At 61.1% G+C, this 22,245-nt stretch carries 20 protein-coding genes; 12 read left to right on the top strand and 8 right to left on the bottom strand.

The features are described from left to right. The first annotated feature begins 50 nt into the window (after positions 1 to 50). A complete protein-coding gene (locus MSNKSG1_RS17030; RefSeq protein WP_040887064.1) occupies positions 51 to 2,495 on the top strand; it encodes an EAL domain-containing protein in 2,445 nt (814 codons plus the stop codon). Between the two features lie 23 nt (positions 2,496 to 2,518). Here the strand turns inward: MSNKSG1_RS17030 and argH are convergent, their stop codons facing one another. Next, entirely contained in the window at positions 2,519 to 3,928 is a 1,410-nt protein-coding gene (gene argH, locus MSNKSG1_RS17025; protein ID WP_008940541.1) for an argininosuccinate lyase, read from the bottom strand. Between the two features lie 54 nt (positions 3,929 to 3,982). Between argH and MSNKSG1_RS17020 the strand changes: the two genes are divergently transcribed. The 6 genes from MSNKSG1_RS17020 to MSNKSG1_RS16995 all read left to right on the top strand — a co-directional run bounded on the left by MSNKSG1_RS17020 (position 3,983) and on the right by MSNKSG1_RS16995 (position 10,055). Beyond that, the gene (locus tag MSNKSG1_RS17020) at positions 3,983 to 5,107 is read left to right on the top strand and encodes a sensor histidine kinase (RefSeq protein WP_008940540.1); all 1,125 of its coding nucleotides are present in this window, start codon (positions 3,983 to 3,985) and stop codon (positions 5,105 to 5,107) included. Beyond that, entirely contained in the window at positions 5,104 to 5,865 is a 762-nt protein-coding gene (locus tag MSNKSG1_RS17015; RefSeq protein WP_008940539.1) for a LytR/AlgR family response regulator transcription factor, read from the top strand. Before MSNKSG1_RS17020 ends, MSNKSG1_RS17015 begins: the two co-directional genes overlap by 4 nt. Positions 5,866 to 5,943: 78 nt before the next feature. Then, positions 5,944 to 6,885 (top strand): hydroxymethylbilane synthase, encoded by a 942-nt coding sequence (hemC, locus tag MSNKSG1_RS17010; protein ID WP_008940538.1) that lies wholly within the window; start codon positions 5,944 to 5,946, stop codon positions 6,883 to 6,885. Beyond that, positions 6,866 to 7,678 carry a uroporphyrinogen-III synthase gene (locus MSNKSG1_RS17005; protein ID WP_008940537.1) on the top strand — a complete coding sequence of 271 codons (813 nt, stop codon included), beginning with the start codon at positions 6,866 to 6,868 and terminating at the stop codon, positions 7,676 to 7,678. The genes hemC and MSNKSG1_RS17005 overlap by 20 nt, the downstream gene beginning before the upstream one ends. Before the next feature lie 8 nt (positions 7,679 to 7,686). Then, positions 7,687 to 8,817, top strand: a complete 1,131-nt coding sequence (locus MSNKSG1_RS17000; protein WP_040887049.1) for a uroporphyrinogen-III C-methyltransferase — start codon at positions 7,687 to 7,689, stop codon at positions 8,815 to 8,817. Then, entirely contained in the window at positions 8,814 to 10,055 is a 1,242-nt protein-coding gene (locus tag MSNKSG1_RS16995; protein ID WP_008940535.1) for a heme biosynthesis HemY N-terminal domain-containing protein, read from the top strand. The genes MSNKSG1_RS17000 and MSNKSG1_RS16995 overlap by 4 nt, the downstream gene beginning before the upstream one ends. 59 nt (positions 10,056 to 10,114) lie before the next feature. Here MSNKSG1_RS16995 and MSNKSG1_RS16990 read toward each other — a convergent pair whose 3' ends face one another. The 3 genes from MSNKSG1_RS16990 to rho form a co-directional block, all read right to left on the bottom strand. Continuing rightward, positions 10,115 to 11,173, bottom strand: a complete 1,059-nt coding sequence (locus MSNKSG1_RS16990; protein ID WP_201764970.1) for a 2Fe-2S iron-sulfur cluster-binding protein — start codon at positions 11,171 to 11,173, stop codon at positions 10,115 to 10,117. Then, a complete protein-coding gene (ubiD, locus tag MSNKSG1_RS16985; protein ID WP_008940533.1) occupies positions 11,121 to 12,608 on the bottom strand; it encodes a 4-hydroxy-3-polyprenylbenzoate decarboxylase in 1,488 nt (495 codons plus the stop codon). The genes MSNKSG1_RS16990 and ubiD overlap by 53 nt, the downstream gene beginning before the upstream one ends. Before the next feature lie 242 nt (positions 12,609 to 12,850). Continuing rightward, a complete protein-coding gene (gene rho, locus MSNKSG1_RS16980; protein WP_008940532.1) occupies positions 12,851 to 14,113 on the bottom strand; it encodes a transcription termination factor Rho in 1,263 nt (420 codons plus the stop codon). A 359-nt stretch (positions 14,114 to 14,472) separates the two neighbouring features. Between rho and moaB the strand changes: the two genes are divergently transcribed. From moaB to MSNKSG1_RS16960, 4 genes are read left to right on the top strand one after another with little or no spacing between them, the layout of a single operon-like run. Beyond that, positions 14,473 to 15,048, top strand: a complete 576-nt coding sequence (moaB, locus tag MSNKSG1_RS16975) for a molybdenum cofactor biosynthesis protein B (protein ID WP_008940531.1) — start codon at positions 14,473 to 14,475, stop codon at positions 15,046 to 15,048. Between the two features lie 12 nt (positions 15,049 to 15,060). Continuing rightward, on the top strand, positions 15,061 to 16,275 hold the full coding sequence (locus MSNKSG1_RS16970) for a molybdopterin molybdotransferase MoeA (protein ID WP_008940530.1): 1,215 nt from the start codon (positions 15,061 to 15,063) through the stop codon (positions 16,273 to 16,275). Between the two features lie 2 nt (positions 16,276 to 16,277). Beyond that, a complete protein-coding gene (gene moaD / locus MSNKSG1_RS16965) occupies positions 16,278 to 16,538 on the top strand; it encodes a molybdopterin converting factor subunit 1 (protein WP_040887047.1) in 261 nt (86 codons plus the stop codon). Position 16,539: 1 nt separating this feature from the next. Then, positions 16,540 to 16,986: a molybdenum cofactor biosynthesis protein MoaE gene (locus MSNKSG1_RS16960; protein ID WP_008940528.1), complete on the top strand. Its 447-nt coding sequence runs from the start codon at positions 16,540 to 16,542 to the stop codon at positions 16,984 to 16,986. A gap of 70 nt (positions 16,987 to 17,056) precedes the next feature. On the opposite strand, the gene MSNKSG1_RS16955 is transcribed toward MSNKSG1_RS16960, so the two are convergent. The 3 genes from MSNKSG1_RS16955 to trxA all read right to left on the bottom strand — a co-directional run bounded on the left by MSNKSG1_RS16955 (position 17,057) and on the right by trxA (position 18,450). Further along, positions 17,057 to 17,344, bottom strand: coding sequence for a hypothetical protein (locus MSNKSG1_RS16955; protein WP_008940527.1), 288 nt, complete (start codon positions 17,342 to 17,344; stop codon positions 17,057 to 17,059). Between the two features lie 128 nt (positions 17,345 to 17,472). Further along, positions 17,473 to 18,066 carry a molybdenum cofactor guanylyltransferase MobA gene (mobA, locus tag MSNKSG1_RS16950; RefSeq protein WP_008940526.1) on the bottom strand — a complete coding sequence of 198 codons (594 nt, stop codon included), beginning with the start codon at positions 18,064 to 18,066 and terminating at the stop codon, positions 17,473 to 17,475. Positions 18,067 to 18,123: 57 nt separating this feature from the next. Then, on the bottom strand, positions 18,124 to 18,450 hold the full coding sequence (gene trxA / locus MSNKSG1_RS16945) for a thioredoxin TrxA (RefSeq protein WP_008940525.1): 327 nt from the start codon (positions 18,448 to 18,450) through the stop codon (positions 18,124 to 18,126). A 320-nt stretch (positions 18,451 to 18,770) separates the two neighbouring features. Here trxA and ppx point away from each other — a divergent pair, with 320 nt between their 5' ends. Continuing rightward, positions 18,771 to 20,297: an exopolyphosphatase gene (ppx, locus tag MSNKSG1_RS16940; RefSeq protein WP_008940524.1), complete on the top strand. Its 1,527-nt coding sequence runs from the start codon at positions 18,771 to 18,773 to the stop codon at positions 20,295 to 20,297. On the opposite strand, the gene MSNKSG1_RS16935 is transcribed toward ppx, so the two are convergent. Then, positions 20,294 to 22,240: an ATP-binding cassette domain-containing protein gene (locus tag MSNKSG1_RS16935; protein ID WP_051067808.1), complete on the bottom strand. Its 1,947-nt coding sequence runs from the start codon at positions 22,238 to 22,240 to the stop codon at positions 20,294 to 20,296. The genes ppx and MSNKSG1_RS16935 overlap by 4 nt on opposite strands. Positions 22,241 to 22,245: the final 5 nt, after the last annotated feature.

The raw sequence follows: 22,245 nt of genomic DNA, 5'->3' as shown, positions 1-22,245 counted from the left end.
GCGGCATCGGTCCAAACCGTGCACCGCTGGCAATTCGAGGCATACCCGACGTGAGAGAGTTCCTGATTCGACGTTACCGGTCAGACCAGCAGCACCAGGATGAACGGAGCGTCCTGCTGCGTATTGACGACGAAGGCACCGTCATGCAGGCCGCGGCGAGCTGCGAGGCGGTGCTCGGCTACGAGTCCGGCGAACTCGAAGGGCAGCCGGTCCAGCGGATTCTGGCTTCGCGACAGGATGATCCTTTCGCAACGGCCAATCGACACCTGATCGAAGACGGTCAGCGCGTGCTGCTGACGTTCCGGCACAAGGAAGGATTCTTTTTCACCGCCGAACTCAGCCTCAGGCAGGCGAGCCGGGATTCTGACCAGGCCGCCACCGCCACGATAACGCCTCGTGACATTTCAGGCATGGACCCGGGCCTGATCAAATCCGCCGAGGGCCTAGCCGAGTTTGGTCTCTGGGAACTCGACATCGCCAGCAACGAGATGTTCTGGTCCGACGGCATGTACCAGCAGCTGGCGCTGCGCACCAGCACGCGGATTACCCCGGAGCAGGCTCTGTTCTACTGCCAGACGGGGCAGGCCCGGGTGCGGGCACTGTTCCGGCGATGCGTAAGGACCGGACACCCATTCCATCTTGACCTGAACGTCCTGACCTCGCGCCAGACCCTCAAACGCATGACGCTGACTGGCCGTCCGATCAAACAGGGCGGCCGTATCCAGCGGCTGGCGGGCACACTGATCAACCAGACTGCCACCATGGAGCAGGAGCAGGCGCTGGAACGTGCAACGCAAGTGCTGGCAGCTACCGGCGAGGCCACACCCGATCTGGTGGCTGCGGTGGACACACGGTTGACCCTGCTGCATTGCAATTATCCCTACGCCAGCCAATTTGCCAGCGTGTTCGGGCGGACCCCGACCCCCGGCGACAACCTCCTGGAGCTCCTGGGGGACTTCCCCAATGAACGCCGGCTGATCGAGCGTCTGTGGCAGCGCGCTTTCGAACGCGGCGGTTTTGTGGTGGAAATGCCCCTTGCGCAGCAGAACCGGGATTTACCTGTCCATGAATTCCACTACCAGCGGATTACCAACAGCCACGGGGAAACGCTTGGGGCGGTCCAGGTCGGGCGGAACATCGACAACCAGATTCAACACGCCGGTAGCAGCGAGTACCACACCCGGCATGATCCGGTTACTGGCCTGATGAATCGCCGGGAATTTATCGCCCGGCTGCTGAGGACCCTGGAACAGAAGACTCACCGTGAATCCTGTGACAGCCTGCTCTATCTGGACCTCGACGACTTCGAGCGCTTCAACGACATTGCCGGCAGCGGTACCTGTGACCGCTATCTGCGTGAGCTGGCAGGCAACCTCGGCGTCCGGGTGCGCCAGCGTGACGCGCTGGCCCGGCTATCGGGGGACACTTTCGCACTACTGATCGAAAACTGCCCCGAGGCCAAAGCCCGGGACATTGCCCAGAGCATCCTTGAACTGATCCGGAACTTTGTCTTCGACTGGCAGGGACAGAAACTCAGCACCACCGCCAGTGGCGGACTGCTGATCATGGAGGGCGACAAGCCCCGTGATCCGGAGGAACTGCTCAGCCAGGCGGCGGACCTCTGCCACACGGCGAAAACTTCCGGTCGCAACCGGATCCATGCAGCGAACGCCCTGACCGAAGCCATGGACGACACCGTGACGGCCCAGCGCCTGGAACAGATTCGCCAGGCCCTTGCCCAGGGTGAGTTGGTGCTCGAATACCAGACACTCAAGCCGGTCGCCAGCGCTACCTGGGGTGACCACATTGAGATCCTCTGCCGGATTCCCGGCGGCGATGACAATGCACCCGTCCTGCACCCCGATGAGTTCCTGCCAGTGGCGGAGCGTTTCGACCTTGCCAAGAAACTGGATCGACAGGTGATCCGGCAGACACTTCACTGGCTGAACGGACACCGCTTGCTGGAACCACGACTGAAATACTGCGGGTTCAACCTGTCACTGGCGAGTGTACTCGACGACTCGTTCGCGGATTTCATGGAAGCGGAACTGGCCCGATCTCCGTTTGCACCGGAATGCTTCTGTGTGGAGATCCGGGAGGCCCATGCCACCCAGTACCCGGATGACGTTTCCGTGCTGTGCGATGCCCTGCACCGGGTTGGTTGCCGGGTTGCGCTGGATGGCGCCGGGGCGTCGGTGGAAAGTTACCGGCTTGCCGCCCGATTGCCGGTGGACATCATCAAGCTGGACCGTCAGATGATGGACCACCTGGAGGACGACCCGGTCCAGCAGGTCATGGTAGAAGCCTTGCACCGGATTGCCGAAGCGGCGGGCAAGGACACCGTTGCCACCTTCATTGAAAACGACGACGCGTTACGTAAGGCAAGAACACTCGGCATTCATTTCGGCCAGGGATTCCGGCTGTCCCGACCTCAACCGCTGGACGCCCTCACCCCCGCCGCCGTTGACCTCACCACCGGGCGCATCGGCGGCTAGCCGAGACGCCCGGCGTTCACCGATCAGCCGAGCTGGGCGCGGGCCCGGGCAACCGCTGCCCGGACCTGATCGGGAGCGGTACCGCCGAGGTGATCGCGAGCCTGCACGGATCCCTCGAGCGTCAGGACATCGAAGACATCCTCACCGATCACGTCGGAGAACTGACGGAGTTCCTCCAGCGTCATGTCGGACAGATCCCGGCCTTCAGCAACCCCGAAGGCCACGGATTTGCCGACGATCTCGTGGGCATCCCGGAAAGGCACACCCTTCTTGACCAGATAGTCGGCCAGATCGGTGGCGGTCGAGAAGCCGCGCTTGGCCGCCACCCGCATGTTATCCGCCTTGGCGCGAATCGCCGGGATCATGTCGGCGTAGGCCTTGAGACAACCCTTGATGGTATCCACCGTATCGAACAGCGGCTCCTTGTCCTCCTGGTTGTCCTTGTTGTACGCCAGCGGCTGGCTTTTCATCAGGGTCAGCAGACTGATCAGGTGGCCGTTCACCCGGCCGGTCTTGCCGCGCACCAGCTCCGGTACATCGGGGTTTTTCTTCTGCGGCATGATGGAAGACCCGGTACAGAACCGGTCCGGCAGATCAATGAAGTCGAACTGGGCGGAGGTCCAGAGAACCAGTTCCTCGCTGAATCGGGACAGGTGGGTCATCAGCAGGGCCGCAAAGCTGCAGAACTCGATGGCAAAATCCCGGTCGCTGACCGAATCCAGGCTGTTCTCGGTCGGCCGGTCAAAGCCCAGCAGGCGGGCCGTCATGGCACGATCGATCGGGTAGGTGGTTCCCGCGAGGGCCGCTGCGCCCAGGGGCATCACGTTGACCCGCTTGCGACAATCCTGAAGCCGTTCACCGTCGCGGACCAGCATCTCGTACCACGCCAGCAGATGATGGCCGAAGGTCACCGGCTGGGCCGTCTGCAAATGGGTAAAACCGGGCATGATGGTATCGGCTTCCCGCTCGGCCAGATCCAGCAGCCCCGTCTGCAGGCGCCGCAACTCCTCGGCAATGACGTCGATTTCGTCCCGCAGATACAGTCGGATGTCCGTGGCGACCTGGTCGTTACGGCTGCGCCCGGTGTGCAGCTTCTTGCCGGTAATACCAATCCGGTCGGTCAGGCGGGCCTCGATGTTCATGTGAACATCCTCGAGGCTGACAGACCACTGGAACGTGCCGGCTTCGATATCGGCCTTGACCGCCTTCAGACCCTCGATGATCTGGTCTCGCTCGTCGGTGGTCAGCACACCGACTTCCGCGAGCATGGTGGCATGGGCGATGGAGCCGGTGATGTCATGGTGATACAGCCGCTGGTCAAACCCGACGGAAGCGGTAAACCGCTCGACGAAGGCATCGGTGGGCTCGCTGAAGCGCCCGCCCCAGGGTTTTTCGGAGGATGTGGTCTGGTCAGACTTTTTCTGATCCGTCATGGTCTATCTTTCCTGCTCACAGCCCGGCATCATCTCGGGCAACGGGTACATTTGATGTCGCGGGAGTATACCATTCTGACCGTCGCAAAGGAGACACCCCTGAACGGGGACAAAAGTGGGACCACCCACGACTTCTACGTTCCGGACCTTTGTCGGGTGCGGGCGGTTTTCCTGCTGCTGCTGACCAGCGAACTGCTGGTCCTGGTCATGGCCATCGTGCAGGCGGAAACCGCCTGGATCGACTGGAACTATTTCGGCTTGCTGTCGCTGTTTGTCCAGTGGACCACCCTGACCAGCGCGGCCCTGATCTGCCTGTTGCGACCGAGACTGGCCCGAATGGGCACGCCCCGCGCGACGATGCTGATTGTGGCCATCGTACTTGCCGACGTATTCGCCTTCAGCCTGTTTGCCAACAGCGTACTCAATCCGATACCCGATGCTATTGCCTGGCAAACCATCGCCAAGAAGCTGCTACTCGCCCTTCTGATCGTATTGATGGTATTGCGGTATTTTTACCTTCAGCACCAGTGGCAGCAGCAACGGGAAGCGGAAATGGGCGCCCGGCTCGCGGCGCTCCAGGCCCGCATCCAGCCTCATTTCCTGTTCAACAGCATGAACACCATTGCCAGCCTGATCGCAACCCGCCCGGAGCAGGCGGAAGAAGCGGTACTCGACCTGTCGGAACTGTTCCGGGCCAGCCTGCGCACCTCCGACCAGCTTATTCCCCTGGCCCGTGAACTGGCCCTGTGCCATCGCTATCTCGCCATCGAGGCTTTGCGCCTGGGCGATCGACTGAAAGTGGACTGGGCGATCACACCCGGACTCGAGCACCAGGCCATTCCACCGCTGACCCTTCAGCCCCTGATCGAAAACGCCATCTATCACGGCATTCAGCCCCGGCCTGAAGGGGGCACGGTGCGGATCGAAATCTCCCGAAGACAGGAGTTTGTGTACCTGATTGTTCAGAATCCGGCGCCGGAGCACGACCAGCGCCGTCATCGCGGCAACCGCGTGGCACTGGCCAACATACAGTCCAGACTGCAGGCACTGTTCGGCGAACCGGCCGTACTCAAACACAGTCAGCACGAGTCGATCTATACTGTGACGCTGCGGCTGCCTCGCAGGACGGTGAGCCAGCAATCCGCTATCGGCGACAAGGGAGGTGAACAAACGCCATGACGGGTACAGCAACCCCGACGCTGAGCATCCTGATCGCAGACGATGAACCGCTCGCCCGGGAGCGCATCCGGCGCCTGCTGGAGGACCTTCCCGGCTATCGCGTCAGCGGCGAGGCCGCCGATGGCGACAGCACCCTGAAACAGGTGGCCGAACTGGAGCCCGACATCCTGCTGCTGGACATCCGGATGCCGGGACTCGATGGCATGGAAGCGGCGACACGGCTGCAGCACCTGGAGCACCCGCCGGCGATTATCTTCTGTACCGCTTACGATCACTATGCGATTCAGGCGTTCGATGTACAGGCCACAGCGTACCTGCTGAAACCGGTGCGCAAGGAAGCCTTGGCGGAGGCCCTGGCCAAGGCCGGACGCGTCAACCGGGTCCAGCGCCAGAAGCTGACCCGCACCTTGCCGTCACAGGGCGAGCAACTCGCCGTTCGCACCCATCGCGGAACCGAATTGATCGAACTGAACGACATCCGGTTCTGCGAGGCCGACCAGAAATACGTCACCATTCATCACACCGGCGGCGAAACCGTGTCGGATTACACCCTCAAGGAACTGGAAGCCAGCTACCCGGAGCAACTCCTGCGCATCCACCGCAATACCCTGGTCGGTGTTCGCTTCATCAGGGCACTGGAGCGCACACCGGAAGGCCAGAATGTCGTGGTTCTGCGCGACCATCCCCAACGACTGGCCGCCAGCCGCCGCCATGCCGCCGACGTTCGACAGTGGCTGCAGGACCACCAGCCGGGCTGACTGCGGCCATCCCTACGGGACATTTATGCCGTCACACGTTAACCTTGGCGAACATTTTTCCAACCGACAGTGAGTGCCATGTCCAAACGTACCCTTCGCATCGCAACCCGCAGCAGCGCCCTCGCGCTGTGGCAGGCCGAACACATCAAATCCGAACTGGAACAGCTGCACGACAGCGTCACCGTGGAACTGGTCAAGATCAAGACCCAGGGCGACAAGATCCTCGATGTTCCGCTGGCCAAGATCGGCGGCAAGGGCCTGTTCGTGAAGGAGCTGGAAGAAGCCATGCTGGACGGCCGGGCGGATCTGGCGGTGCATTCCATGAAGGACGTGCCCATGGAATTTCCGGAAGGCCTCGGGCTGGTCGCCATCTGTGAGCGGGAAGATCCCACCGACGCCTTTGTCAGTAACCACTACGAAACCGTCGATGCGCTGCCGGAGGGCGCCGTTGTCGGGACCGCCAGCCTTCGCCGGGAATCGCAATTGAGGGCCTATCGACCAGACCTGCAGATCAAGGTACTCCGGGGCAACGTGAACACCCGCCTGGCCAAACTGGACGCGCACGACTACGACGCCATCGTACTGGCCAGCTCCGGCCTGAAACGCCTCGGATTCCACAACCGCATCCGCTACTGTCTGCCGGACGTGATTTCACTGCCTGCCGTGGGACAGGGGGCACTGGGTATCGAGTGTCGGGTCGACGACACCGAGTTGCTGGAACTGATTGCTCCCCTGAATCATGCAGACACCGCCGACCGCGTGAAAGCGGAACGGGCGCTGAACCGTCGTCTTGAAGGTGGATGCCAGGTACCGATTGCCGCGTACGCCCTGCTGGAGGACAAGGACACTCTCTGGCTTCGGGGACTCGTGGGCTCGGTTGACGGCCAGCAGATCTTCCGTGTCGAGGGGCGTGCACCGCGAAACGAAGGCGAGCGGCTCGGCCGTGAACTGGCCGAAGACCTCCTGGCCCTGGGCGCCGACAAGGTACTGGCTGATATCTATGGCCACACCCCTCGCTGAAAGCTCAGACCTCACCGGCCGCCGGATCCTGATCTGTCGGCCGGAGCCGGAAGCGTCAAGACTGGCAGACGCGTTCCGGGCCGCTGGTGCGAAAACCCGTGTGCTGCCGCTCATGGCAAGAGAGGCTCTGCCCGAGACCCCCGAGAGCCGCAGCATTCTTCTGGACCTGGACCGATACTCTCACATCATTGCCGTCAGCCCCTTCGCCGCCCGGCGACTGCTGGAGGAAATCGATACCTGGTGGCCCCAGCTTCCCATGGGCATTCGCTGGTACGCGGTGGGGGCGGGCACAGCCAGGGTGTTGGCGGGCCACGGCCTGTCCGTGCGGCAACCGGCGGAAGGCTGGACCAGCGAAGCCCTGCTGGCGCTGCCCTCGCTGCGTCAGGTTCGTGGCGAGAAAGTCCTCCTGGCGCGAGGCGACAATGGTCGTGAACTGATCCGTGAAACCCTGGAGTCCCGCGGCGCAAACGTCACGGCTCTCCCCCTCTACCGCCGCTATTGCCCTGACTACTCTGAGGAAGAGATCCGGCAGGTCCTGGACGACTTCTCACCAGAAGCCATCGTGGCCCTGTCCGGCGAAACCCTGGATAATCTCATCGCACTATGTGCGAAGAGCGGCCATAATCTATACGATAGGTTATTGATCGTTCCCGCCGACCGTGTCGCACAGCGTGCCCGGGGTGCGGGATTTACCCGATGGTGTGTACCAGTCAGTCTTGCCGATGCCGATATCGTGGCCACTGTTGCAGCAACGCTGGACGGCAGAAACGGTGGTGCCGGAAATAACAAGTAAGGACGCCCGTGACAGAATCAACCGATCAACTCCCCGCCCCCATACAACAGACACCGTCAAAGCCGAGAAAGCTCTGGCCACTCTGGCTGGTGACCGTGCTGGCCCTTGTCATCGCAATCGCCCTGGCGCTCTGGAACTGGCAGCAATGGCAACGCCATCAGGCGACCGTCCAGAGCCTGAAGTCGCTGCAACAGGACACCCGCCAGCTGGAAAACCTCTACGGAGACCGGGGGAACCAGCAAAGCCAGCGGCTCCAGTCCCTTGAAGACAAGCTTGCGGCACAGCGGGAGCTGATCGCGACCCAGCGACGCCAGATCGATCACAATGCCCAGACCCTGCTGGAGGCCGGTAACCGGACCCGCACCGACTGGCTGTTGGCAGAGGCCGAATACCTCCTGCGGATCGGCAATCAGCGACTGCAGATCGAGAAAGACATCCGGGGTGCGATGTCGGCGCTGAAGTCGGCGGACCAGGTACTGGCAGAGTCCGACGACGTCGGGGTCTATCCGGTGCGCCAGCAACTGGCAAAAGAGCTGATGGCTCTGAAGGGCATCGAGAATATCGACCGGACCGGGCTTTACCTGACTCTTGAGGCCGCTATCGACAGCGTCCACCAACTGACCGACCAGGCACTGATCCACGAATCCGCCCCCGGCTTCGTGCCCTCCAGGACCGAGAGCAATACCGCTCCGGCCGAGGGCGGTCCCGGTATGCTGACCCGTGCCTGGAACCAGTTCACCGATACCCTGTCCCGCGTCGTGGTGGTCCGCCGCCTGGACGAGACGGTCAAGCCCCTGCTGTCTCCGGATCAGAGTGCCTATGCACGTCTGAACCTCCAGTTGATGCTCGAAGAGGCCGAAATGGCGGTCCTCCGCGGCAACCAGGCGCTTTACGAGCGGGCTCTGGCAAAAGCCTCATCGGCGGTGGCCGACTGGTACAACCCGGAGAATCCGAAGGTCAAGGCGCTCGACAACACCCTGTCGGAACTCTCCGACCGGAACATTGACCCGGAGCTACCCGACATCAGCCATTCGTTGCAGCTGCTCAAGCGCCGGTTGGCTGGCCGGGGCGCTGACCCCGCTGACAACGGAAGCCAACAGCAGGAGAAAGCCGCTGATACCGGAGGCAACCCGTCATGATTCGCCTCCTGCTGATCATCCTGATCGCCCTGCTGATGGGTACCGGGCTGGCCCTCGGGCTGCAGTATGACCTCGGCTACATCCGGATCAGCCTGGGGCATTACCTGGTGGAAACCAACTTCTGGGTGGGGCTTGGCCTGTTCGTCGCTCTGGTCGTGCTCGCCGTCGTCGGCATCAACCTGCTCCGGCGGTTCCGCCGGGGCACCGGTCTGGTGGCCACCTGGCTTGCGCGGAGTAACGAGCGGCGGGCCCGGCGACGCACCACCCAGGGCTTGCTGGCACTGGCCGAGGGCAACTGGCCCAGGGCTCGAAAATTACTGACTTCCGCCGCGGATCGAGCCGATACGCCGCTGATCAATTACCTTGCCGCCGCCCAGGCCTCGTTCGAATCCGGGGATCACGAGGCCGTGGATGATCTGCTGCGCAAAGCCTTCGAAAGTACGCCAGGATCGGATCTGGCCGTAGGCATTACCCAGGCCCAGCTGCAGCTGGCCGGAAACCGGCTTGAGCAGGCACTGGCAACGCTGATCCGGTTACGCAAACAATCCCCGAATCATCCGTTCGTCCTGAAGCTGTTGAAGAACACCTACTTCCGGCTGGAAGACTGGCGGGAACTGGCAAAACTGCTCCCGGAACTGAAAAAGCGGAATGTGATTCCCGAGGACGAACTCCACGAACTGGAACGGGAAGCCTGGCACAACCTGCTCGAGCAGGCGGCCGAGGAATGCAGGCGGCAACGCAAGGACAATCCCGACGCCTCCCTCGAACCGCTCACCCGGCTTTGGGACGAGTTACCGGGATTCCTTCGCCGGGATGAGCATACTATCCGGGACTACGCCCGACTCCTGGCCGGGCTGGGTGACGAAGGCCAGGCGGAAACCCTGTTGCGCAAGGTGCTTCGGAATCACTGGAGCGACGAACTGATCAACCTGTATGGTCGCATTGAAGGTCACAAGCCCGACGAGCAACTGCTGCTTGCCGAACAGTGGCTCAAGGATCGCCCCAACAACGCCGAACTGCTGCTGGCCCTGGGACGGCTCAGCCTGAGAAACGAGTTGTGGGGAAAAGCCCGGGAGTATTTTGAAACCAGTCTTCGGCTGAGAAGGAGCCGGGAAACCCTGGCAGAACTGAGCCGCCTGAACGCCCACATGGGTGACGAAGAAGCCAGTATCAAGTTGTTGATGCAGGGACTGGAACAGGACAACGGCCTGCCCGAACTGCCAATGCCACGGGCGTGAGCGAAGCCCCAACGAAAACGGGGTCAGATGAAATTTCATCTGACCCCATGTTCACGCTCTCACGCTCTGGGGGCGTATTCCAGCACATCCGAGAAGAAAGCCCCCGGCGGCAATCCGGCATCCACGAGCGCATCCATGAGCGTGTATACCATCGTGGGTGAGCCACTGGCATGGACTTCCACATGTTGCCAGTCCATTCCCGACGCCAGGACCGCACGGACCAGCTGGTCGTGGTGGCCGCTCCAGTCATTGTCCTCGTCATCCCCCACCACAGGCAGGAAGGTGAACGGCGGCCAGTCCTGCTCCCACTGCTGGGCCAGGGATCGGAGATACATGTCTTCGTGCTTGCGTACGCCCCAATACAGCTTGATCGGGTGAGAAAAACCGGTTTCCCGCAGGTAATCCACCAGGCTCTTCATCTGAGCGAATCCCGTACCTGCCGCCACCAGCAGTACCGGTTTTTCGGGAGCCGTCGCGAGGCACGCCTTGCCATGAGGCAGCTCCACCGTCACATCCCGACCGGACGTGAGGGCATCCACCACTTTCTGGGCCGATCCCCAGTCCGGCGATGCCTGGATATGCAGCTCAATCGAGTGCGCAGAAGGGCTGGAGGCAATGGAAAAATAGCAGGGATCCTCGCCCGGCAGATTCACGGACAGATACTGACCTGCATGGAACGACAGGTCATGGCGCCGGGGAATGTCCAGTTCGACGCGGTACACATCATGGCTGATGGACCGAACGCTCACCACCTTCGCCTGCACCTTACGAGGCTGATTGTTTCCTGCTGCCATAACAGCGGCTATCTCCAGTTCAAGGTCAGCCAGCGCCCGGGTCCGGCACATCATCAGGCGCTCGCCAACCGATAGTTCATGATTTTTTCGGGTATTCAGGGCCCGTCCGGATAACAGATACGCTTCGCAGAGCTCACAGACCCCGTTGCGACAGGCTGCCGGAACGGCAATACCGGACCGAACCGCCGCACTCAGAAGATCAACGTCTGCTTCTGACGAAAATCCGAGACCCGACGGATGAAGCGTCACTCGATACAAATGACTCTCCTTCTCAATCGGGGCGCTGACCCGGAATTTCAATGCCCAGACTGTCCCAGATGTCATCCACCCTCTGCTTGACGTCATCGGTCATGGCAATGGGCTCGCCCCATTCCCGGTCGGTTTCCCCGGGCCATTTATTGGTGGCATCCATCCCCATCTTCGAGCCAAGGCCGGACACCGGAGAGGCAAAGTCCAGGTAATCGATCGGCGTATTTTCCACCATCGTGGTGTCCCGGACCGGATCCATCCGGGTGGTGATCGCCCAGATCACGTCTTCCCAGTTACGGGCATTCACGTCGTCATCGGTCACAATAACGAACTTGGTGTACATGAACTGCCTGAGAAATGACCATACGCCCATCATCACTCGCTTGGCATGGCCGGGATACTGCTTCTTCATCGTTACTACGGCAAGCCGGTAGGAACAGCCCTCCGGCGGCAGATAGAAATCGACAATCTCCGGAAACTGCTTCTGCAGGATGGGAATGAACACTTCGTTCAGCGCCACGCCGAGGATCGCGGGTTCATCGGGCGGACGACCGGTATAGGTGCTGTGGTAGATCGGCTCCCGGCGATGGGTGATCCGCTCCACGGTAAACACCGGGAACTCGTCCACCTCGTTGTAATAGCCGGTATGGTCCCCGAACGGCCCTTCCGGCGCCGTATCGTCCGGATAGATAAAACCTTCCAGCACGATCTCGGCACTGGCCGGAACCTGCAGATCACTGAGGCCCGCCTTGACCAATTCGGTCCGACTGCCCCGAAGCAACCCGGCAAACGCGTACTCCGAAAGGGAATCCGGCACCGGCGTTACCGCGCCCAAAATGGTGGCCGGATCTGCCCCGAGCGCAACTGCGACCGGGTAAGGTTTTCCTGGATTGGCTTTCTGGAACTCACGAAAATCGAGCGCGCCACCACGGTGGCTCAGCCAGCGCATGATCAGACGATTACGTCCAATCACCTGCTGACGATAGATGCCCAGATTCTGCCGCTCCTTGTGCGGGCCGCGGGTAATCACCAGCGGCCAGGTCACCAGCGGTCCGGCATCCCCGGGCCAGCAATGCTGAACCGGAATCTGGTACAGATCCACCCGATCCTTCTCGATGACCACTTCCTGACAGGGCGCCGAGCGAAGCACCTTCGGGCTCATACGCATGACCTGCTTGAAGATCGGCAGCTTCTCGATGGCGTCCTTGAACCCCTTGGGTGGATCCGGCTCCTTCAGGAACGCCAGCAGCTTGCCAACCTCACGCAGCGCGGTCACATTCTCCTGCCCCATCCCCAGCGCCACCCGCTTGGGCGTGCCAAACAGGTTCGCCAGAACCGGCATGTCATAGCCCTTGGGATTCTCGAACAACAACGCCGGACCACCTGCCCGCAGGGTACGGTCGCAGATCTCGGTCATTTCCAGGTGGGGATCGACTTCCACGCTGATGCGCTTGAGCTCACCCAGCTTCTCCAGCTGGTTGATGAAGTCACGCAGGTCGTTGTATTTCATCGTGTGCTCCGTTCTAGGTTGGCCTTTTGGTACGGAGTGTGCCGCCCTTCGGACCTCTTCGCGAAAGTCCGGAAAAAGGCGCGCGCAGGAAATCAGAACGGTGTCGTCGGGGGCTTCCTCCGGAGACTGTGTCTTGCCAGGGATGGCAAGACCAAGCCCCCAGGGATGGGTTCACGGCGTGCCTCCGGAGGAAGCCCCCGGCGACACCCGCCCCCGACATCAGAAGCGCTTGAGACCGGCGATCACCGACGCTTCATGGACTGGAAGAACTCGTCGTTGGTCTTCGTGTCCTTGAGCTTGTCCAGCAGGAACTCGATGGCTGCGGTGTCGTCATCCATGGAGTGCAGAAGCTTGCGCAGAATCCACACGCGCTGGATATCGGCTTCCGACATCAGCAGGTCTTCACGGCGGGTACCGGAACTGCGGATGTTGATCGCCGGGTAAACACGCTTCTCGGCAATCCGGCGGTCCAGGTGCACTTCCATATTACCGGTGCCCTTGAACTCCTCGTAGATCACCTCGTCCATCTTGGAACCGGTGTTAACGAGCGCAGTTGCCAGGATGGTCAGACTGCCACCTTCCTCGACGTTACGTGCCGCACCAAAGAACCGCTTCGGCTTCTCCAGGGCGTGTGCGTCCACACCACCGGTCAGCACCTTGCCGGAAGACGGAATCACCGTGTTGTAGGCGCGAGCCAGACGGGTGATGGAATCCAGAAGAATGATCACGTCTTTCTTGTGCTCGACCAGGCGCTTGGCCTTTTCGATCACCATTTCAGCTACCTGGACATGGCGCGCCGGCGGTTCGTCGAATGTGGACGCGACCACTTCGCCACGAACGGTACGCTGCATTTCGGTCACTTCCTCCGGACGCTCGTCGATGAGCAACACCATCAGGTGACATTCCGGATTGTTCCGGGTGATCGATTGCGCAATCCCCTGCATCAGCAGGGTTTTACCGGCCTTGGGCGGCGAGACGATCAGGCCACGCTGGCCCTTGCCGATGGGGGCCACCAGATCCAGCACCCGCGAGGAAAGATCCTCGGTACTGCCATTCCCGGCTTCCAGCATGAGCCGTTCTTGCGGAAACAGCGGAGTCAGGTTCTCGAACAGAATCTTGTTGCGGGCGTTATCCGGCTTGTCGAAATTGATTTCGTTGACCTTCAACAGGGCAAAATAACGCTCCCCGTCTTTCGGTGGCCGGATCTTTCCGGCGATGGTGTCACCGGTACGCAGGTTGAATCGGCGAATCTGGCTGGGCGAGACGTAGATATCGTCCGGGCCGGCAAGGTAGGAGGCGTCCGCGGAACGGAGGAAGCCAAATCCGTCCTGCAGAATTTCCAGTACACCGTCGCCATAGATGTCTTCACCGCTTTTCGCATGCTTTTTGAGGATGGTGAAAATCACATCCTGCTTGCGCGAACGAGCCAGGTTATCGAGGCCCATCTCTTGCGCAATTTCGAGCAATTCGGGCACGGATTTCTGCTTGAGTTCAGTAAGATTCATAGTTTGTTGGATTTTCAGGAATGGAAATAAACGACTGTTGGAATGACAGGGGTGCCCCTGAACGAATTGAACAAATAAGTGCTGATACAGGTGCTGGCCAGATGGAGCAACCCGGGGAAGATGAAATCCGGAATAATTTGCTGAAGCCAGTAGAGTGGGAACATCCGTTCTCCGGGCAACACGGATCATCGACCACCTTGACAGCGAATGTCAAGTGCAGTGCCCCAAAATACGCCAAATTCCTGCCATAAACAGGATATCCGCCCTCCCTCTCATGGGTTACTCCCTTCCCTAAAGGGGCCCCAGTGCGGATACTGCACCTATTATCATTTGTTTTTTTCAGCTTTCGGAGCCGAACCATGAGCAGTGAACCCACGACTGAACTCAAATCGCTGAATATCGCGATCCTGACCGTTTCGGACACCCGTGGACCAGAGCAGGACACCTCCGGCCAGTTTCTGGAGGACAGCGTGGTCGAAGCGGGACACCAACTGGTCGCGCGCCGTATTCTGCCCGACGACGTTTACCTGGTGCGCGCCCTGATGTCGGGCTGGATTGCCGATCCCACCATCCACGCGGTGATTATCACCGGAGGCACCGGTTTCCACGAACGGGACAGTACCCCGGAAGCGGTAGGCCCACTGCTGGACAAGACCATAGACGGGTTCGGGGAGGAATTCCGCCGCCTGTCCGAGGAAGAAATCGGATCATCGACCATTCAGTCCCGGGCGTTCGGCGGCCTGGCCAACCACACGGTCATCTTCTGCCTTCCCGGATCGACCGGTGCCTGCCGCACCGGCTGGAATGGCATCCTGAAGTCCCAGCTCGACAGCCGGCACAAGCCCTGCAATTTTACGGCCCTCGTGCTTCGCAAGCCGCAGAATGAAGCCTTCTCCCGCCTGCAGGACGTCATCGGCAACCGAGCGATCAAATAACAGGAGGGATGCATGGCCGGCACACAGCTGACGCCCGTCGAAACAGCGCTTGAACACATACTGGACCAGGCATCGGTCATTGACCGGACTGAGACCGTGCCACTGACCGACGCTCTGGGCCGAATACTCGCGGAGCCCTGCCTTGTCCCGGCTGACGTTCCTCCGGCCGACAACAGTGCGGTGGACGGCTACGCGATCCGTCATGCAGATCTGGCCGGGGAGCAACCGATTCCGGTGTCCGACCGCATCCCGGCGGGCACAGCTCCCTTGCCCCTGGCACCCGGAAGCGCCGCGCGAATATTTACCGGCTCCGAAATTCCCGAGGGTGCCGACTCGGTGGTGATGCAGGAGCGTGTCGATGTCACTGACGCCGGCATTCGGGTACAGGCGGCCGTCGAACCGGGCCAGAATATTCGCAAGCGCGGCCAGGATCTCCGACAGGGGGACCAGGCCCTGGCCAAAGGCACCCGTATCCGCCCGCAGGAGATGGGACTGTTGGCATCGATGGGCATGGCCTGGGTCACCGTAACCGCACCACTGCGGGTGGCGATACTGACCACCGGGGACGAACTCGTCGAGCCGGGCGAACCGCTAAAACCGGGGCAGATCTACAACACCAACCGCTTCACCCTGCTGGGCCTTCTCGCAGAAGCCGGATGTGAGGTGGTGCTCTGCGAGACACTGGAAGACACCCGCGAAGCCACCGTCGAAACCCTTGCACGGGCGGCGGCATCGGCGGATCTGATCATCACCAGCGGCGGCGTGTCGGTGGGCGAGGAAGACCATGTGCGTGCCGTACTTGAAACCCGGGGCGAGCTTTCACTGTGGCGGCTCGCGATCAAACCGGGCAAGCCGCTGGCTTTCGGCTCGATCAACGATACGCCGGTTCTCGGGCTACCGGGCAATCCCGCCGCTGTTCTGGTGACGTTCCTCATAGTGGGGATGCCCTATATCCGCCGGCGTCAGGGGCGGGCGACGACGCCCCCAACGGGGGAAAGAATCCCGGCCGGCTTCGAGGTGGCGTCTGCCTCCGTACGCCGTGAGTTTATCCGCGCCAGAAAGGCCCTGCTCAACGGTGAACCGACCATTGAGGCGTTTCCGAACCAGAGCTCCGGCGTACTCAGTTCCGCCTGCTGGGCAGACGGGCTGGCAGTGGTTCAGGAAAACACAACGGTCAAACCGGGCGATCTGCTAACGTATTATTCATTCAACGAATTGTTGGGTTGATCATGAGTAGCGAAACCTTAACCGTGCGTTTCTTTGCAAGACTTCGGGAAGAGCTGGACACCGAGGCACTTGAGTTGCCGGCGGAACCGGGCCTGACGGCCGAGGATCTGCTCACACAACTCGCGGCCCGGGGCGGCGCCTGGTCACAACTTCAGGGAGGGCAGCCCGTCATGATTGCCGTGAACCAGACCATGGCCAAACCATCAACCCGAATCCATGCCGGCGACGAAGTAGCGTTTTTCCCGCCGGTGACGGGAGGTTGAGATGATTTCGGTCCAGACCGACGATTTTGATCCGTCCGCCGAATACCAGTCGCTGCGCGACAGCGGCTCCGGAACGGGGGCTATTGTTACGTTTACCGGGCTGGTGCGGGACAGCGGCGACCTGAAGGACGTGCAGGGTCTCTATCTGGAGCATTATCCGGGCATGACCGAGCAGGTAATCCAGGGTTTGATCGATGAGGCCTCACAGCGCTGGGATGTCCGCAGGGCCCGGGTTATTCACCGGGTCGGACCGCTCGCATTGCGCGACCAGATCGTTTTTGTCGGCGTTTGCAGCGCCCATCGTGGCGACGCGTTCAAGGCCTGCGAATTCATCATGGATGCCCTGAAGACCTCGGCCCCCTTCTGGAAAAAGGAAATCACGGCAGAAGGCGAGCATTGGGTGGAGCAGAAGTCTGGAGATCGTGCGCGATCATCAAGGTGGGAATAGCGGGGACGAAATAACAGCAGGCTCGCCCCCGCGAGTCCCGGGACGAGCCGCCGGCACCTGCTACCGGAAATCAGCTTTTGCGATCTGGATCAATCAGGTCCGAGACCTGGGATCGAAATGACTCAACACTGTCTTCGCTACTCTGCTTCAGCTGTTCCAGCTTTTCCCGTCCCTGCGAAATTTTCTCATCGATTGAATTGAGTGCGTCCGACGCACTTTGCCGGAGCTCTGCACTCGCCTTTTCGCTTTCCGCGTCGGCCTCCTTTGCCTCGGCCTGGGCTTTCAGCGAATCGGCCTCTTTTTCCCAGGCTTCAAGCTGAGCCTCGACTTTCCGAACCAACTCGTCTTTCAATGACATAGACTCTCTCCTGTTCGCGTTCGAACTGTTGAGTGTGTTCAGGTTCCATCCTTTGCCCGACCGAGGATAAGGATGGTGCCAGGCAATTTCAAAGAGCAGCCTGTCCTGATGGGCCAATCCGGGAAAGTTCAGGGCAGATCTTCCAGCCGATTCCGGTTAAGGAAGAGCGCGTCCGAGCCGGGTAAGGACAGGCCTTCCGCGCCAACAGCGCGGGCGAATCCCATGACCCGCCGCTCCCCGTCCCGCAGGGTCTCCGCCAGCGTATCGGCAAGCGCAACCGGGTAAACACCATGCAGCGGATGGATCCGTCCCTCGCTCTCTGCCACGATCGGCCGGTCGGGCCGCGATTGCCAGGCTTCGATCAGGGCACGGCACAGCGCCGGCGTGATGTCCGGCGTATCGCAGGGGCTGACCAGAACCGCCGTTGCACCCAGCGTTTCGGCCTCGACAAGACCACGAAGCAGGCCCGCCAGAGGGCCCTGCCCCTGGTTTTCAGGAAAATCATCAAAGACCAGGCCAGGCGCCAGGGCCTCATAACGATCCAGAGAACGATTGGCACTGATAAGCACCGGAGAACAGGCACGGGAAAGTGTCTCGAACACCCATCGCGCCATTGGCCGGCCGCGGTATTCGACCCAACCCTTGTCAAGGCCGCCCATGCGGGTTCCCTGGCCACCGGCGAGCAGAAGCCCTGTGATGCGGGGATCTCCAGCGTTATTCATGGCAACAAAAAACCGCCCGTGAAGCAGCTTCAGGGGCGGTTTCCGTCAGCAACCCGATCAGAGGTTGCTGTCGAGGAAGGCAGCCAGCTGGGACTTGGACAGCGCGCCTACCTTGGTCGCATCCACGTTGCCGTTCTTGAACAGCATCAGGGTCGGGATACCACGGATGTTGAACTTGGGCGGAGTCTGCTCATTCTCGTCGATGTTCAGCTTGCAGACTTTCAGCTTGCCTTCGTACTCTTCGGCCACTTCTTCGAGAACCGGCGCAATCATCTTGCAGGGACCACACCACTCGGCCCAGTAGTCCACCAGTACGGGAACGTCGGATTTCAGTACATCCTGCTCAAAAGAAGCGTCGGTGACGTTTACGATATTTCCGCTCATTACCTTTTCCTGATTCAGGCAACCCTACGACAGAGAGTGCGCCATTGCGCGATTCAATCGTCTCCGGGATGCTGTTGACTGATGCTGAAGGCTGTCGGACAGACAACCGTTCACCCTCGTTTTTGTTACGGCATACTTTACGCGAATGATCATCCTGATGTGAAGCAGTACAACCCGCAGTGATGCTATCGATCACTTTCAGAAGCCGGTCTGACCCCGGTCAAGATAGCCCGGCATTGGCTATTCTTCGGTACTGACAGCCCCGAGAAAGATGGCTTATAGTACCGGGCAAGTTCCCTTTGACAAGGATTCCCCCTGACGTGACGGCCGATTCCAATGGCGAAAACGAGGTAGCAGGCCCGCAGACGCTCGCGGCCATCGACATGGGCTCCAACAGCTTTCACATGGTGGTGGCCCGTCTGGTGCACGGAGAGATCCGCACGCTGGAAAAGATGGGAGAAAAAGTTCAGCTCGGTGCCGGACTGGACCAGTACAACCGGCTGACCGAGGAAGCCCAGCAACGGGCACTGGACTGTCTGAGCCGGTTTGCCCAGCGCCTGGGAGGCATGCCATCCGATGCCGTTCAGGTGGTCGGCACCAACGCCTTACGCGTTGCCCGCAATGCCCACCAGTTCATCAACCGGGCCGAAGAACTCCTCGGTTATCCCATTGAAATCATCGCTGGTCGCGAAGAAGCCCGACTGATCTATCTGGGGGTTTCCCACACTCTCTCCGACGACATCGGTCGACGCCTGGTGATCGATATCGGTGGTGGCAGCACCGAATTCATCATCGGCCAGCGGTTTGAACCCCTGCATCTGGAAAGCCTGCACATGGGCTGTGTCTCGTTCCGACACCGGTATTTCCCGGACGGCAGGATTACGCGCAAACAGATGGACAGGGCGGTGACCCATGCAGAACAGGAGCTGCTGAACATCCGCCAGCACTATCGGTCCGCCGGCTGGCAGAGCGTGGTGGGTTCCTCGGGTACGATCAAGGCGATTGCCAGCGTTCTCGCCTCGCTCAAGCTGACCGATGGCACCATCACCCGTCCCGCGATGCAGGAATTGCGTCGGCGCCTGGTGGACATGGGCAAAACGGAAAAACTGGGCGAGCTCGGTGTCCGGGCGGATCGGCAGAACATTTTCCCCGCCGGTTTTGCCATCCTGATGGGGGCTTTCCAGTCACTGGGCATCGAAGACATGGAATTCGCCGACGGTGCGCTCCGGGAAGGGCTGCTGTACGACATTGTCGGCCGGATCCAGCACGAGGACGTCCGCGAACGAACCATCGGCGCACTACAGGAGCGCTATCACGTCGATCAGGAGCATGGGGCGGCCGTCGAGGCGGTCGCCGTCGCAGCCTGGGAGCAGGTGGCCGATACCTGGAAGCTGAGGACCCCAGCCGACGAAGAAGCCCTGCGCTGGGCCTGCCGGTTACACGAAATCGGACTGACCATCTCTCACAGCCAGTACCACAAGCACGGCGCCTATCTGCTCCGTTACTCCGACCTCCCGGGTTTCAGCCAGCAATTCCAGCGGGACCTGGCGACACTGGTTCGGGGGCATCGGCGCAAATTTGCACCGGTGATCTTCGAGGGACTGGACCCGGAGGACGCCGTCCGCCTGCGCCGGCTCTGTATCCTAGTCCGCCTCGCGGTGCTGCTGCAGCATCCTCGGAACATGGAACCGCCACCGTCGTTTCGCCTCGAACCCGGAGACAACAAACTGACCGTCAGCTTCCCCGACGGCTGGCTGGATGACCGACCACTGACGCTTGCGGACCTCAAGAACGAGCGAGACTACCTGGCCAAGCAGGATTTCACGCTGAACATCGCGGGCCATTAGCCCGCCAGTTCCATTTCCAAAGCCTCGACTGTCTCGCTCGTTTCGAGCCATTGCGCCTCGACTTCTTCGAGCTTGCGACTGTTTTCGGCCTGACGGCCGAGCAATTCAGTCAGGCGGGACTGGCCGCCGTCCTCATACAGAGCGGGGTCAGCCAACTCCGACTCCAGAGCCTTCAGGGCCTGCTGTAACCGATCCATCTCCTGCTCAAGCGTCGCCTGCTGTTTTCGGTAGGGGCTCAACTTGCGACGCATTTCGGCTTCCTGGCGCTTCCTCGCCTTGCGATCCTCCGAACTTTCCCCCACGTTCGCGGACGCGCCCGCCGGTGAGGTCTGGCCAGCGTCCCGCTTTGGCGCTTCGTCGTCATCCCGATCTTTACGGCGGTCTGCAAGCCAGCGCTCGTAATCCTCCAGGTCACCGTCATACTCCGTCACGCCGCCGTCGGTCACCAGCCAGAACTCATCCACCGTATTGCGCAGCAAATGGCGATCGTGAGACACCACCACGATGGCGCCCTCGAAATTCTGCAGCGCCATGGTCAGCGCCTGGCGCATCTCCAGGTCCAGATGGTTGGTGGGCTCGTCCAGCAACAACAGGTTGGGCCGCTGCCAGGCAATGACCGCGAGAGCAACCCGGGCCTTTTCGCCACCCGAGAACGAGCGGATCGGGCTGAGCGCTTCGTCACCGTGGAAATCAAAACCGCCCAGGAAATTACGGATGCTCTGCTCGGACGCTTTCGGGGCCAGCCGTTGTAGATGCAAAAACGGACTGGCATCCAGATCGAGGGATTCAAGCTGGTGCTGGGCGAAATAGCCGATGGCCAGGTGTTCACCGCAGGTCCGCTCCCCGGCCAGCAGGGTTCCCTCGCCTCTGAGCGCGTCCATCAGCGTGGATTTCCCCGCCCCGTTGGGTCCCAGCAAGCCAATGCGACTGCCCGGCAACAGCGTCAGGTTGAGTTTGTCCAGAATCACGGTTTCGCCGTAGCCGGCACGACCGTTACGGATGGAGAGCAGCGGATTGGAGACCTTCTCCGCCATGGGAAAGGAGAAACTGAACGGAGAATCGACATGGGCCGGCGCAATCCGCTCCATCCGTTCCAGTGCCTTCACCCGGCTTTGCGCCTGACGGGCCTTGGTTGCCTTGGCCTTGAAGCGATCGACGAAGCGCTGGATTTCCGCAATCCGGGCCTGCTGACGCTCGTAGTTGGCCTGCTGCTGGGACAAGCGCTCACTGCGCTGACGTTCAAAGGCCGAGTAGTTGCCCGTATAGAGGTCGAGTTTCCGTCTGTCGAAATGCACGACATGCGTCGCCACCCGATCCATGAAGTCACGGTCGTGGGAGATGAACAGCAGCGTTCCCGGATACCGGCGAAGCCAGTTTTCCAGCCACAGGCAGGCGTCCAGATCCAGGTGGTTGGTCGGCTCATCCAGCAGCAGAAGGTCCGACGGGCGCATCAGGGCCTGCGCAAGGTTCAAACGGATACGCCAGCCGCCGGAGAATGCCGCCACTGGCCGGTCGGCATCACCATCAGCGAAGCCCAGCCCACGCAGCAACGACTCCGCCCGGCGCGGAGCTGACCAGGCTTCATGAACGTCCAGCTCGCCGTGGATGCGGGCGATCGCATGGTCATCACCGTCGGCTTCGGCACGGGCCAGCTCCGCTTCGAGGCGGCGCAGTTCGGGGTCGCCATCAAGCACGAAATCCCGGGCGGAACGGTCCGACGCCGCCACCTCCTGAGCCATGTGAGCGATCCGGCATCCACCCGGAAGGGATACACTCCCCTGTTCCGGGGCCAGCTGGCCCAACAAGAGCTGGAAAAGACTGGATTTCCCGGCACCATTGGCGCCGACGATGGCAACTCGCTGGCCGGGTTGGACCGTTAAAGTTACGGTTTCTAGCAACCAGACGCCGCCCCGTTGTAAACTGAGATCGGTTATCGTTAACATAAATC

Source organism: Marinobacter santoriniensis NKSG1, assembly GCF_000347775.1.
GTDB lineage: Bacteria > Pseudomonadota > Gammaproteobacteria > Pseudomonadales > Oleiphilaceae > Marinobacter > Marinobacter santoriniensis.
Note: the sequence above shows the minus strand (reverse complement) of the source record. Positions and strands in the feature narration are given on the sequence as shown.

Bases quoted from the DNA above. Each gene is read 5' to 3' on its own strand.
- argH (WP_008940541.1), bottom strand. From the start codon at position 3,928: ATGACGGATCAGAAAAAGTCTGACCAGACCACATCCTCCGAAAAACCC.
- MSNKSG1_RS17020 (WP_008940540.1), top strand. From the start codon at position 3,983: ATGTCGCGGGAGTATACCATTCTGACCGTCGCAAAGGAGACACCCCTG.
- MSNKSG1_RS17015 (WP_008940539.1), top strand. From the start codon at position 5,104: ATGACGGGTACAGCAACCCCGACGCTGAGCATCCTGATCGCAGACGAT.
- hemC (WP_008940538.1), top strand. From the start codon at position 5,944: ATGTCCAAACGTACCCTTCGCATCGCAACCCGCAGCAGCGCCCTCGCG.
- MSNKSG1_RS17005 (WP_008940537.1), top strand. From the start codon at position 6,866: ATGGCCACACCCCTCGCTGAAAGCTCAGACCTCACCGGCCGCCGGATC.
- MSNKSG1_RS16995 (WP_008940535.1), top strand. From the start codon at position 8,814: ATGATTCGCCTCCTGCTGATCATCCTGATCGCCCTGCTGATGGGTACC.
- MSNKSG1_RS16990 (WP_201764970.1), bottom strand. From the start codon at position 11,173: ATGACATCTGGGACAGTCTGGGCATTGAAATTCCGGGTCAGCGCCCCG.
- ubiD (WP_008940533.1), bottom strand. From the start codon at position 12,608: ATGAAATACAACGACCTGCGTGACTTCATCAACCAGCTGGAGAAGCTG.
- rho (WP_008940532.1), bottom strand. From the start codon at position 14,113: ATGAATCTTACTGAACTCAAGCAGAAATCCGTGCCCGAATTGCTCGAA.
- moaB (WP_008940531.1), top strand. From the start codon at position 14,473: ATGAGCAGTGAACCCACGACTGAACTCAAATCGCTGAATATCGCGATC.
- MSNKSG1_RS16970 (WP_008940530.1), top strand. From the start codon at position 15,061: ATGGCCGGCACACAGCTGACGCCCGTCGAAACAGCGCTTGAACACATA.
- moaD (WP_040887047.1), top strand. From the start codon at position 16,278: ATGAGTAGCGAAACCTTAACCGTGCGTTTCTTTGCAAGACTTCGGGAA.
- MSNKSG1_RS16960 (WP_008940528.1), top strand. From the start codon at position 16,540: ATGATTTCGGTCCAGACCGACGATTTTGATCCGTCCGCCGAATACCAG.
- MSNKSG1_RS16955 (WP_008940527.1), bottom strand. From the start codon at position 17,344: ATGTCATTGAAAGACGAGTTGGTTCGGAAAGTCGAGGCTCAGCTTGAA.
- mobA (WP_008940526.1), bottom strand. From the start codon at position 18,066: ATGAATAACGCTGGAGATCCCCGCATCACAGGGCTTCTGCTCGCCGGT.
- trxA (WP_008940525.1), bottom strand. From the start codon at position 18,450: ATGAGCGGAAATATCGTAAACGTCACCGACGCTTCTTTTGAGCAGGAT.
- MSNKSG1_RS16935 (WP_051067808.1), bottom strand. From the start codon at position 22,240: ATGTTAACGATAACCGATCTCAGTTTACAACGGGGCGGCGTCTGGTTG.